The sequence below is a fragment of the Trichococcus ilyis genome (genome assembly GCF_900109135.1).
Taxonomy (GTDB): Bacteria; Bacillota; Bacilli; order Lactobacillales; family Aerococcaceae; genus Trichococcus; species Trichococcus ilyis.
The window spans coordinates 21,582-33,301 of record NZ_FNYT01000002.1 but is presented as its reverse complement, the minus strand read 5'-3'; the positions used below and the strand labels follow the sequence as shown (position 1 = coordinate 33,301).

Below are 11,720 nucleotides of genomic sequence, written 5' to 3'. Positions count from 1 at the left end.
TCGGTTCCTGCTAAAGCGAAAGCTTCAACGAGACCGGGCAATGATCGCTGCCGAAGATATTTTCATGGATATCCGCGGCGAGCAAAGTATCCTTCAAAGCTTCCGAAACAAGGAAATAGTCGATCCGCCAGCCGGCATTGTTTTTGCGGGCATTGAAGCGGTAGCTCCACCAGGAATATCTGCCTTCCGCATCCGGATGGAAGTAGCGGAAAGTATCGATGAACCCGTTGGCGACCATTTCGCTGAACTTGGCCCGTTCTTCATCGGAAAAACCCGCATTTTTGCGGTTCGTTTTCCAATTTTTGAGGTCGATGTTTTCGTGGGCAACGTTCAGGTCGCCGCAGACGATGACAGGTTTCTCTGTTTCAAGTCCTTTCAGATAGGCCAGAAAGGTTGTTTCCCAATGCATCCGATAGTCCAATCGTTTCAACTGTTCCTGTGAATTGGGCGTGTACACGTTCACGAGGAAGAAGTCGGTGTATTCCAAGGTGATGACGCGTCCCTCCGAATCATGTTCCGCAACGCCGATGCCCAACCGGACAGAGAGCGGCGTGTGCTTCGTAAAAATAGCCGTGCCGGAGTAGCCTTTGCGGTCCGCATAATTCCAATAGGATTCATATCCGGGAAAGGCAAGCTCGATCTGGCCATCCTGCAATTTGGTTTCCTGCAGACAGAAAAAATCGGCGTCGAAGTCCGAAAAAATTTCCGCAAAATGCTTGTTTACGACAGCCCGCAAGCCGTTGACGTTCCACGAGACAAATGTCAGGTCCATTCCGTCCACCTGCCTTAACGCAACGCAATCGTGTAGTACAGGAACAGGATGAACATGCCCAGGTTGAGGGCGGCCAAAGTCCATTTCATTTTCGGTTCCGGGATATTCAATGCAAAAATCGTTCCGACGACCGGCAAAAACAGGGCCAAAACCAACGAAGTCGTGGATACGGTAGCAGGATTTTTGGTGGTGAAGACGTAAAGCGGATAAAGGATGGATAAGAGTGTGAATGTGATTCCGTTTCTGGTTTGTTTCGGTTGCATGTTGCAGCCTCCTTTTTCTGTTATTTTTCCCATTTTACCATACTGGGGCGACCGAATCGCAAGGAAGAGGACCGGAATCGGTGTCCAAAAAATGAAAATGGATTGTTCCCCGCAGACAGATATGTAACAAAGCTCTTGCAAATTCATTAAATTGTAAATTTTTTCATAAACTTGTGTTAAAATAACAGATGCAGAGCATAAATGAATTTGGTTAAAAAAAGATTAGCGGAAAATTAGAAAAATATAATTAATCGCCAGCGCTTACTTATTTGATACAAATCGGTATCAAGTGATGTTAGAATGGACTACAGAATAAAATTAGTGGGTGAAATGCATGTTGGGGACGGAACTAAAACAACAGTTTCCTGAAACGATCGTAAAAGAGAACGAAAATCTATCATATTATACATACACAAAAACGGGAGGGCCAGCGGATGTGCTGGTCTTTCCGAAATCAAAGGCTGAAGTTGCGGCAATCATCGCATGGGTGAATGAAAAGCAGCTGCCTTTGACCGTGCTGGGCAATTCCAGCAATGTCATCATTAAGGACGGCGGGATCCGCGGCATCGTCATGATCCTGACGGAAATGGACCATATGGAAGTGAAACGCCAGCGTTTGGTCGTCCAAAGCGGCGCCCGCCTGATCGATGCTTCCCGGATGGCTCTGGCAGAGCACTTAAGCGGCCTGGAATTCGCCTGCGGCATACCCGGAAGCGTGGGTGGAGCGGTCTACATGAATGCGGGAGCCTATGACGGGGAAGTCGAAGAAGTCATCGAATCCGTGGTGGTCATCACCCGCGAAGGGGAAATCAAAACCTACGAGAAGGCTGAGCTTGAATTTTCTTACCGCCACAGCAAGCTGCAGGAAACGAATGAAATCGTTCTGGAAGTCGTCTTCCGCCTGGAAAAAGGCAAGCACGACGCAATCAAAGCCCGCATGGATGAGCTGACGGCCTTGCGCGAATCGAAGCAACCGTTGGAATACCCTTCCTGCGGCAGCGTCTTCAAACGCCCGCCCGGTTATTTCACCGGAAAACTGATCCAAGAGGCAGGTCTGCAAGGATTGACGTGGGGTGGCGCGCAAGTATCGATGAAGCATGCCGGTTTCATCGTGAACATCAATAAAGCTACGGCGACCGATTATATCGAGCTGATTGCACATATCAAAAAAGTCATACTGGAACGTTACGGCGTGCAATTGGAAACGGAAGTCCGGATCATCGGGGAAGATACAGTGGGAAGCGTATAGGTGAAAAGAAGGCTGGGTGCGCACATTCAGCTCTTTTTTGGATAGCACTTAATTATTTTTTTAATGAAGGAAGGAGGATAGTCCATGCGAAGACCACTGATATCTTTTCAGAACTTTAGTTTCACCTATTCGGATCAAAAGGAACCGACGTTGGAAGAAGTGAACGTGACCATCTACGAAGGCGAAAAAATACTTGTGCTCGGCCCCAGCGGCTCCGGAAAAACAACCTTTGCCCGCTGTCTCACCGGCGTATTGCCGAGTGAAGAGAATGGCGATGCGAGCGGAAACATCCTCTTTCACCATCAGCTCGATCAGACGGTCGCCCCCTTCGAGGATTTTCTTCCGAATGAAATGAAGTTGGTCAAAAAAAGCCTGATTCCGAGCGAAGATCAGATGGGCAAGTTCGGGGTGAAACAGCAGGTCCCATTCCGTACCGCGGAAGATTTGAAAAAAATGGATAATTGGCACGCATTTTTGAAAAAACGCCCGTATCTGAAACGCAGCTTCATGAAATTATCGGAGCAGCAGCTGGGCGACATCACCATGGCCGGCATCTCGTTGGACGGGAAACCTTTGCTGATATTCGACGAACCGTTGGCGAATCTGGACCCGAACTCCGGGGATTTGGCCATGAAATTTATCGACGATCTGCACCGGGTGAGCGACACCACAGTCCTCATCATCGAACACAGGTTGGAAGATGTGTTGGCGCAACCAATCGATCGCATCCTGCTGTTTTCCGGCGGGCGGATCATAGCCGATGCAACACCGGAAGAGATACTCCGCACAGAAATCCTAAGCGATATCGGCATCCGGGAGCCTCTCTATATCACGGCCATGCGCTATGCGGGTGTTGATCTGGACAATGTCCGCGAATTGGCCAACGTCAAGAAGGTCAACGGACCCCAACTCAGGGAACAGATGGAAAGCTGGCTGAATTATCTGCCGCAATTCCGCTATCCCGACTACGATGAGGTGCTTTTGGAACTGGACGGTGTTTCGTTCAAGTATCCATGGAACGACAAGGATATCGTCGACGGAGCCTTTCTTCGCATCTACAAAGGGGAAATGATCAGTCTCGTCGGCGCAAACGGCGCAGGCAAATCGACCCTCTCCCGTTTGATGATCGGCGAGGAACGCCCCCAAAGCGGCAGTATCTTCTGGAAGGGCCATGAAGTCAAGGACATCGATGCAGATGAGGCGGGAAGCTATGTCGGCTATGTCCCCCAGAATCCCAAAGACAGCCTGTCCCAAGAAACCGTCTACGAAGAGATTGCCCTAAAATTGAGGCGACGCAACCTGACGGATGCCGAGATCGAAAACAAAGTCGATGAAGTCACTAGGGTTTGCGGGCTGCAGTACATCAAGGAACTGCCGTTATCGATGCTGAGTTTCGGCCAGCTGAAACGCGTATCGATCGCAGCCATCCTGGCGCTCGATCCGGAACTGATCATCCTTGACGAGCCGGCAGCGGGCCAGGATTTCAGCCACTACAAGGAAATCATGAACTTCCTCCAGAAAATCCACCAGAAAGGCGTCACGGTCGTAATCATCACGCATGACATGCACCTGATGCTTGAATATACCCGCAGAGCGGTCGTCATGGCGAAAGGCAAGATTGTGGCCGATACGAGTTCCGCGTTTGTCCTCATCAATCCGAGACTGATCCAAATCGCCTCATTGAAAGAGACCACTTTGTTCACGTTTGCGAATCAGATCGGCATGACGGATCCATACTCCTTTACGGAAAAGTTTGTCTACTACGATCGGGCTGCGCGCCTGTTCTGATAAAATCCACACAAGTTTCAAACGCCGGAATTGTCGATTCTGGCGTTTTTTGTTGTAAATGATGTCTCTTCTTATATAATAATAGTGTTTTGTGCTAACATGATAGTAATGAGGGCAGGGCTGCTCGGATCCGATCGGAGGGAACGTCCAGCGCATATAAATAAAAGATGAAGGCGGGAGAAAATGACTGATAAACCAATCATTAAGCTTGAGAATGTAAAAAAAGTCTACGATGATGAGACGGTGTTGCACGACATCAACTTTGAGCTTGAAAAAGGCAAATTCTATACCCTGTTGGGCCCATCCGGTTGCGGCAAAACGACGATTCTGCGGTTGATCGCGGGATTTGCGGACGCCACGGAAGGCACCATCCAAATCAATGGCGAAACCGTGAACGAGGTGCCGGCGAACCGGCGCAAGGTCAATACCGTTTTTCAGGACTACGCTTTGTTCCCCCATATGAATGTTTTCGACAATATCGCATTCGGGCTGACGATCAAGAAAATGCCCAAAGATCTGATCAGACAAAAAGTGGAGGAAGCCCTGAAAATGGTCCAGCTTGAGGGCTATGAAAACCGTGAAATCAGCGAAATGTCCGGCGGTCAGCAACAACGCGTCGCAATCGCAAGAGCCATCGTCAACGAACCGGATGTGCTGCTGCTGGATGAGCCGTTGTCGGCCCTGGACTTGAAGCTGCGTACGGATATGCAGTACGAATTGCGCGAATTGCAGCAGCGGCTCGGCATCACCTTCATTTTTGTCACGCACGACCAGGAAGAAGCATTGGCGATGAGCGATTGGATTTTCGTCATGAACAAAGGCGAAATCGTCCAGAGCGGCACGCCCGTGGACATATATGATGAGCCGGTCAACCGATTTGTCGCGGATTTCATCGGCGAAAGCAATATCGTTCCGGGCACGATGGTGGAGGACTACAAAGTCCGTTTCGTCGGCAAAGAATTCGAATGTTCCGATGCCGGCATCACACCTGGGGAAAAAATCGAAATCGTCATCCGTCCGGAAGATCTGGAGCTGACGTCTGTCGAAAAGGGCAAGTTGGTCGTGAATATCGATACCCAACTGTTCCGCGGCGTCCACTATGAAATCATCGGCTACGACAAGGACGGGAACGAATGGATGATCCATTCCACCAAACGCGCGGAAATCGGCACAGATGTCGGGCTCCATTTTGGTCCGCAGGATATCCACGTCATGCGCCTGGGCGAGTCCGAAGAAGAGTTCGATGCCCGTCTGGAAAGCTATGAAGAATAGGGGGAAATGACATGACGAAAAATTCTAGAGCGTTCTATTCTGTCCCTTATGTGCTGTGGTTGGGCTTGTTTGTTATTTCCCCGGTGTTGTTGATCCTGTACCAATCCTTTTTCGATATCACCGGATCCTTCACTTTGGCCAACTATGCGAGCTATTTCTCTTCCGGAAATTATCTGCGGATGACCTTGAATTCATTCCTGTATGCATTCATCATCACGCTTGTGACTTTCCTGATCAGTTACCCGACGGCGCTGTTCCTGAGCCGGACGAAGCATAAGCAGCTTTGGCTTTTGCTGATCATTCTGCCGACCTGGATCAACCTCCTGCTGAAGGCCTATGCCTTCATCGGTTTGTTCAGTCAAAGCGGCACGGTCAATCAATTTCTGGGCTTCCTGGGCATCGGTCCGCAGCAGATCCTGTTCACGGACTTCAGCTTCATTTTTGTGGCGGCCTACATCGAGTTGCCGTTCATGATCCTGCCGATCTTCAATTCGATTGAAGAACTGAATCCATCCCTGATTGTCGCCAGTGAGGATTTGGGCGCCACCCGGATGCAGACTTTGACGCGGGTCATCTTTCCTTTGACGCTGACCGGGGTGCGCAGCGGCTTTCAGGCTGTTTTCATTCCGTCCTTGTCGCTGTTCATGCTGACGCGCCTGATCGGCGGAAACCGGGTCATCACCCTGGGGACCGCGGTGGAACAGCATTTTCTCGTCACCCAGAACTGGGGGATGGGCTCCACGATCGGCGTCATCCTGATCATCAGCATGATCGCCATCATGTACCTGACGAGTGACAAAAAGAAGAAAGGCAGGGGAGTCAAATGAAGGGAACTACCAATACGAAATGGAACAATGCCTTTCTTGCGCTTGTTTTCGCCCTCCTCTACTTGCCGATCTTTTATCTGATTTTTTATTCATTCAATGCCGGCGGAACCATGAACGCTTTTACTGGTTTTACGTGGGAACATTATCAGGCGGTCTTTGAGGACACGCGCCTGATCGGCATCGTGTTGAACACGTTTTTGCTTGCCTTGCTGTCGGCGCTTATCGCCACTGTGATCGGCACAATGGGCGCAATCTTCATCTACTACACGAAAAAACGCAGCACCCGAAATACGCTCTTGAGCCTGAACAATGTGCTGATGGTTTCCCCGGACGTCATCATCGGGGCGAGCTTGTTGATCCTGTTCACGATGCTCGGTTTTTCGCTTGGGTTTTCCTCGGTGCTGCTGTCGCACATCGCGTTTTCGATCCCGATCGTCGTGCTGATGGTGCTGCCGAAGCTCTATGAGATGAATGATTCGATGATCAGCGCGGCCCAGGATCTGGGCGCCAGCACTAGCCAAGTATTCAGCCGGATCCTGATCCCGAGCATCACTCCGGGAATCCTGAGCGGTTTCTTCATGGCTTTCACCTATTCCTTGGATGATTTTGCGGTGACCTTTTTCGTGACGGGGAACGGCTTCACCACTTTGGCGGTGGAAATTTATTCGCGGGCCCGCCGTGGTGTCAGCCTGGAAATCAATGCGCTCAGTGCGCTGATGTTCCTGTTTACGTTGCTGCTGGTCTTGGGCTACTATTTCATTCAGCAATACGGGCACAATAAACATGCGCAACAATTAAGGGCGGTCGGAAAACGCGCCGGTTCGGAACGGAAGGTGAAAAAAGGATGAAAAAATTGATGGGAATAGCGGCCGCTGTCCTGCTTGTTTGTGCGGCGATCGCTTTCGGGATCAGTGCATTGAACCGATCGCAAGGCTTCACTGATGGGAATACGCTGACGATCTACAACTGGGGCGATTACATCGAACCGGAACTGATCACGAAGTTCGAAGAGGAGACCGGCTATAAAGTTTCCTACGAGACGTTCGATTCGAACGAGGCGATGTACACCAAAATCAAGCAGGGCGGTACGGCTTACGACTTGAGCATCCCTTCGGAGTACATGATCGACAAGATGGCCGAGGAGGGCTTGCTGCTCGAATTGGACCATTCGAAGATCGTCGGATTGGAGAACATCGACCCGCGCTTCCTGGACTTGCCGTTCGATGAAGGCAATAAATATTCGATCCCTTATTTCTGGGGGACTTTGGGCATCATCTACAACGACAAAATGGTCAAGCAGGAAATCACTTCCTGGTCCGATCTCTGGGATCCGGGCTATGTGAACAGCCTGCTCCTGATCGACGGGGCGCGCGAAGTGATGGGGCTGGGGCTCCAAAGTGAAGGCTATTCGCTGAATGAAACGGACCCGGTCGTTTTGGCCAAAATCGCTGAAAAGCTGAAGGAGCTCACGCCCAACGTGAAAGCTATCGTTGCCGATGAAATCAAGATGTATATGATCCAGGAAGAAGCGGCCGTCGCTGTCACTTTTTCCGGCGAAGCCAGCGAGATGCTTTGGGAAAACGAACATCTCCACTACGTGATCCCGGAAGAGGGCTCGAATCTGTGGTTCGACAACATTGTCATCCCGAAAACAGCCAAAAACATCGAAGGCGCCTATGCCTTCATCAACTTCATGCTGGAGCCCGAAAACGCGGCCATCAATGCGGAATACGTCGGCTACGCCACACCGAACAAGACCGCCATCGGGCTGATGGATCCCGAAATCACCAGCGACGAGCAATTCTACCCGTCCGATGAAATCATGGACAAACTCGAAGTCTACGAAAACCTGGGCGCCAGAACCCTGGGGACCTACAACGACCTGTTCCTTGAAATCAAAATGTTCAGGAAATAAAAGAGCGTGATGATTCGCGTTCAGATACCTGTACGTTGGAGCCTCCAGCTGCCGTTCACCGCTTTTGTGGACGACAGCTGGAGGCGAAACGTTAGTGGTATCTGCGAATCAGAACGCGTTAGGGAAGTGTGTGATGAATCCTGAGCTCAGAGTTTGAGCACTAACGAGGTCCATGCCCAAACAGCCCGGTTTTGGCTTGTTGGGCATGGACAGCGTTAGGTGGAGAACTCTAGGATTCAGAACCGTTCTACAAGGATACGATGAATTGCGGGTAGGGTGCTGAGCACTAAGAGGACCGTACGGAGAATTCTCGCTTCACAATTGCTCCAAACTTGTGCTATCATTAAAATAAGATTAAAGGAAAGAAGGGACTCTCTCTTGACCAAATTCATCAGCACCGACAAAGCGCCCGCAGCAATCGGGCCTTATTCGCAAGGAACCAGAAAGAATGGTTTCATCTTCTCATCCGGACAATTGCCGATCGACATGGAAACGAAGGAGCTTGTTTCGGATCCCGCGGCAGCGACGACAGCCAGCTTGAACAATGTGTTGACGATCGTCAAAGCGGGCGGCGGTTCGTTGGAATCGATCGTGAAAGTCAACGTGTTCGTGAAGGACATCAATGATTTTGACGCCATCAACGGCGCGTACACCGCCTTCTTCGGCGAACATAAGCCAGCCCGCTCATTGGTGCAGGTTGCCGCTTTGCCGAAAGATGCGGTTATTGAAATCGAAGCCATCGCAGTGAAAGACTAATAGAATAGCTGCCAAGGAGTGCACCAAAACCGGAAAATGCCATTCTGGATTTGGTGCACTCTTTTGATTTCATTCGGTAATTGAAACGATCCGTTCCAACTCCGGTGAACGGTCTGCTCACCGGAGTAAACCGCTAGTAACCGGATTTTAACTCCGATGAGGCCATCCTCATCGGAGGACGCAACTCGGAATGCAGCCTGAACTCCGGCGAAGCCTCCGTTCACCGGAGAAGCAAGGGATAGACAGCCCCTTATTGATACCAAGCCAGATGTAAAGAAGGCTCTAAAAAATAAGAGAGGCCGTCCCATAAACCATGAGACGGCCTCTGACAGCTGTTTTTATTCGAACGGATTCGCTTTGACCGGGGGCTGATCGTCCACCCATTCCGGTTTGACTTCCAGTTCCTGGCCGAAGATCTTCATTTTCAGGCGGACGCCTTCCCGGGTGGCGGCCAAGCCGCCCAAGCCGGTCTCGCGCAGGGAAGCGGGCAGGTTTTTGCCGACTTTGCGCATCGCTTCGATCACGTCATCGGCGGGGATTTTGTTCGTCAGCCCGGCCAAGGCCATATCGGCGCTGATCAGGGCATTGACCGCTCCGATGGCATTGCGCTTGACGCAAGGAATCTCGACCAGTCCGGCAACCGGATCGCAGACAAGGCCAAGCAGATTGCTGATGGCCATCGCCATTGCTTCCGCTGCCTGCTCCGGTGTGCCGCCTGCGATTTCGACTGCCGCAGCGGCTGCCATGCCGGAGGCGCTGCCGACTTCAGCCTGGCAACCTCCGGCGGCACCGGCGATCATGGCATTGTTGGCGATGACCATGCCGAAGCCGCTGGAACAGAACAGCATTTGGACCATCTGATCCTCCGTCAAAGCTAATTTGTCTTTGATGGCGAACATCACCCCGGGCAAAGTCCCCGAGGAACCTGCCGTCGGAGTGGCGCAGATGATGCCCAACGAAGCATTGACTTCATTTGTGGCAAGGGCGCTCTCGACCGCAATCAGCAGGTCGTTTCCGGAAAGCGTGTTGCCGCGCAGACGGTAGTTCCGCATTTTCACGGCTTCGCCGCCCGTCAAGCCGGTGGGAGAAAATACGCCATCACCGGTCAAACCTTTTTCGACTGCAGCTTTCATGACGTGGTAATTTTTGCGCATCTGATCCCAGATTTCCGCGCGGGTGCGGTGACTTTTGGCCATTTCCTGAAGCAGCATCAATTCGGAAATCGGTTTGCCGCTATCCTCAGCGGCGGTCACCAGTTCTGCAATCGTATCGTACAAAACAAAATACCTTCTTTCCTAACTTATCAGTATCGCCTTTTCGATGAAAGGCAGCTCGTTGATTTCGTAGATCATTTCTTTGGTCGGGAGCGTATCCAGATAGAGGATGACCCACTCGGTATCCTTTTCGCGGAAGATGCGGATGTCGTTCAGGGGATAACCCTTGAATGCAAAATAGTTCTGCCATTCCGCCTCGCTGTACAGATGGTACTGGAGCGTATTCTGGTGGATGAAATAGACGGGCAAATGGGCATCCAAACGCATCGAGAAGTTGTCGATATCGACCTTGTTCAGGATGATCGAGCCGCCGCCGATGGAACTGCCCGTTACGGACAACTTTTTCTTGTCCCGCTCTAACACCATTGTGGCCGTGTTCGGGTGGCCGACGGGAGAGTCGCCGATTTCTTCAATGAATTTGACGGTTATCTTTTGGGACTCCGCCATCTCCAGTGATTGCGGGATCAGCGGATCATCCGCCGCAAAACCAAGGATGCCGCCGATGATCGCGAAATCGGTGCCGTGCCCGAGATGTGTGTCCGCAAAAGACTCGTAGTAATGGATCGTGACTTTTTTCGGCTTCACCTCGAATAATTGCGCCGCTGCTCTTCCCAGTGCCAAGGCGCCGGCAGTGTGCGAACTGGAAGGTCCGACCATCACCGGTCCGATGATATCGAAGATGCTTCTGAATGTATGGCCCATACTGATCCCCTTTCCTGATTGGTTCATAAAAGCTTGCCTCTCATTATAGCGAAAAGGCTGGCGGAATGACAGGAGACCGGTAGGCTTTTTTAGCGGATTCTAATGTCATTTTAACGGAGTATCCGTTGCCAACCATAGAAACGCTTCCTTTCCGTATGATATAATGACTTCATCATCCTGAAAGGAACGCGTGAGAAAATGGAACTTAAAGAACTGGTTGGACTAAAAGCAGCAGAATATATTAAAGATGGTATGACAGTAGGCCTGGGGACAGGCTCGACTGCTTATTATTTTGTGAAGGAAATCGGCAGACGTGTGAAAGAGGAAGGGTTGACGATCACTGGGGTGACGACTTCGATCCAAACAAAGGAGTTGGCGGAATCGCTGGGGATTCCTTTGAGGAGCGTGGATGAAGTGACTTGCATCGACATCACGGTGGACGGAGCCGATGAGATCAGCGAGGATTTCCAAGGGATCAAAGGCGGCGGCGGCGCACTGCTGTTCGAAAAGATTGTTGCCGACAATTCCAAGAAAGTCATCTGGATCGTTGATGAAAGCAAAATGGTGAAACATCTGGGCGCTTTCCCGCTACCGGTGGAGGTCGTCTGCTACGGTTCGATCCAACTGTTTAATAAATTCAAAGAAAAAGGCTATCATCCGGAATTCCGCAAGACCGCAGCCGGCGACTTTTATTTGACGGATGAGAAGAACAACATCATCGATCTGCACTTGGGTGAAATTTTGGATCCGAAGGCGCTTGCCGAGGAATTGATCCATCTGACCGGTGTCGTGGAACACGGTTTGTTCCTTGACTGCGTGGACACTGTTTTGGTCGGAACGAAAGACGGCGTAAAAGTGATCGAAGCGAAAAGGTAGGCTGACCTAAAGTACACTGATGCGTT

General features: G+C 51.0%; 12 protein-coding genes. 8 read left to right on the top strand and 4 right to left on the bottom strand.

All coding sequences use genetic code 11. The annotated features are described in order from the left end of the window. Positions 1-10 precede the first annotated feature (10 nt). Together BMX58_RS01485 and BMX58_RS01480 are read right to left on the bottom strand one after the other, a co-directional pair. On the bottom strand, positions 11-766 hold the full coding sequence (locus BMX58_RS01485; protein ID WP_068621612.1) for an exodeoxyribonuclease III: 756 nt from the start codon (positions 764-766) through the stop codon (positions 11-13). A gap of 20 nt (positions 767-786) precedes the next feature. Further along, the gene (locus BMX58_RS01480; RefSeq protein WP_068621352.1) at positions 787-1,035 is read right to left on the bottom strand and encodes a hypothetical protein; all 249 of its coding nucleotides are present in this window, start codon (positions 1,033-1,035) and stop codon (positions 787-789) included. A 334-nt stretch (positions 1,036-1,369) separates the two neighbouring features. On the opposite strand from BMX58_RS01480, the gene murB reads away from it, so the two are divergent. The 7 genes from murB (at position 1,370) to BMX58_RS01445 (ending at position 8,842) form a co-directional block, all read left to right on the top strand. Continuing rightward, positions 1,370-2,284 carry a UDP-N-acetylmuramate dehydrogenase gene (murB, locus tag BMX58_RS01475; RefSeq protein ID WP_068621350.1) on the top strand — a complete coding sequence of 305 codons (915 nt, stop codon included), beginning with the start codon at positions 1,370-1,372 and terminating at the stop codon, positions 2,282-2,284. An 84-nt stretch (positions 2,285-2,368) separates the two neighbouring features. Beyond that, positions 2,369-4,072, top strand: a complete 1,704-nt coding sequence (locus tag BMX58_RS01470; RefSeq protein WP_068621348.1) for an ABC transporter ATP-binding protein — start codon at positions 2,369-2,371, stop codon at positions 4,070-4,072. A 183-nt stretch (positions 4,073-4,255) separates the two neighbouring features. Next, on the top strand, positions 4,256-5,344 hold the full coding sequence (locus tag BMX58_RS01465) for an ABC transporter ATP-binding protein (RefSeq protein WP_068621346.1): 1,089 nt from the start codon (positions 4,256-4,258) through the stop codon (positions 5,342-5,344). A gap of 11 nt (positions 5,345-5,355) precedes the next feature. Then, entirely contained in the window at positions 5,356-6,171 is an 816-nt protein-coding gene (locus tag BMX58_RS01460) for an ABC transporter permease (RefSeq protein WP_068621344.1), read from the top strand. Beyond that, complete coding sequence (locus BMX58_RS01455) at positions 6,168-7,019, top strand: ABC transporter permease (protein WP_068621342.1); 852 nt, start codon at positions 6,168-6,170, stop codon at positions 7,017-7,019. The genes BMX58_RS01460 and BMX58_RS01455 overlap by 4 nt, the downstream gene beginning before the upstream one ends. Then, the gene (locus BMX58_RS01450) at positions 7,016-8,086 is read left to right on the top strand and encodes an ABC transporter substrate-binding protein (RefSeq protein ID WP_068621340.1); all 1,071 of its coding nucleotides are present in this window, start codon (positions 7,016-7,018) and stop codon (positions 8,084-8,086) included. Before BMX58_RS01455 ends, BMX58_RS01450 begins: the two co-directional genes overlap by 4 nt. 378 nt (positions 8,087-8,464) lie before the next feature. Next, on the top strand, positions 8,465-8,842 hold the full coding sequence (locus BMX58_RS01445) for a Rid family detoxifying hydrolase (protein ID WP_068621338.1): 378 nt from the start codon (positions 8,465-8,467) through the stop codon (positions 8,840-8,842). Between the two features lie 338 nt (positions 8,843-9,180). Here BMX58_RS01445 and sdaAA read toward each other — a convergent pair whose 3' ends face one another. Together sdaAA and BMX58_RS01430 are read right to left on the bottom strand one after the other, a co-directional pair. Continuing rightward, the gene (gene sdaAA / locus BMX58_RS01435) at positions 9,181-10,119 is read right to left on the bottom strand and encodes an L-serine ammonia-lyase, iron-sulfur-dependent, subunit alpha (protein WP_068621334.1); all 939 of its coding nucleotides are present in this window, start codon (positions 10,117-10,119) and stop codon (positions 9,181-9,183) included. A gap of 18 nt (positions 10,120-10,137) precedes the next feature. Beyond that, complete coding sequence (locus BMX58_RS01430; RefSeq protein WP_068621332.1) at positions 10,138-10,845, bottom strand: serine dehydratase beta chain; 708 nt, start codon at positions 10,843-10,845, stop codon at positions 10,138-10,140. A 171-nt stretch (positions 10,846-11,016) separates the two neighbouring features. Here BMX58_RS01430 and rpiA point away from each other — a divergent pair, with 171 nt between their 5' ends. Continuing rightward, on the top strand, positions 11,017-11,694 hold the full coding sequence (gene rpiA / locus BMX58_RS01425) for a ribose-5-phosphate isomerase RpiA (protein ID WP_068621330.1): 678 nt from the start codon (positions 11,017-11,019) through the stop codon (positions 11,692-11,694). The last annotated feature ends 26 nt before the right edge of the window (positions 11,695-11,720 follow it).

Bases quoted from the DNA above. Each gene is read 5' to 3' on its own strand.
- BMX58_RS01430 (WP_068621332.1), bottom strand. From the start codon at position 10,845: ATGAACCAATCAGGAAAGGGGATCAGTATGGGCCATACATTCAGAAGC.
- BMX58_RS01480 (WP_068621352.1), bottom strand. From the start codon at position 1,035: ATGCAACCGAAACAAACCAGAAACGGAATCACATTCACACTCTTATCC.
- BMX58_RS01460 (WP_068621344.1), top strand. From the start codon at position 5,356: ATGACGAAAAATTCTAGAGCGTTCTATTCTGTCCCTTATGTGCTGTGG.
- rpiA (WP_068621330.1), top strand. From the start codon at position 11,017: ATGGAACTTAAAGAACTGGTTGGACTAAAAGCAGCAGAATATATTAAA.
- BMX58_RS01465 (WP_068621346.1), top strand. From the start codon at position 4,256: ATGACTGATAAACCAATCATTAAGCTTGAGAATGTAAAAAAAGTCTAC.
- BMX58_RS01450 (WP_068621340.1), top strand. From the start codon at position 7,016: ATGAAAAAATTGATGGGAATAGCGGCCGCTGTCCTGCTTGTTTGTGCG.
- BMX58_RS01455 (WP_068621342.1), top strand. From the start codon at position 6,168: ATGAAGGGAACTACCAATACGAAATGGAACAATGCCTTTCTTGCGCTT.
- BMX58_RS01470 (WP_068621348.1), top strand. From the start codon at position 2,369: ATGCGAAGACCACTGATATCTTTTCAGAACTTTAGTTTCACCTATTCG.
- murB (WP_068621350.1), top strand. From the start codon at position 1,370: ATGTTGGGGACGGAACTAAAACAACAGTTTCCTGAAACGATCGTAAAA.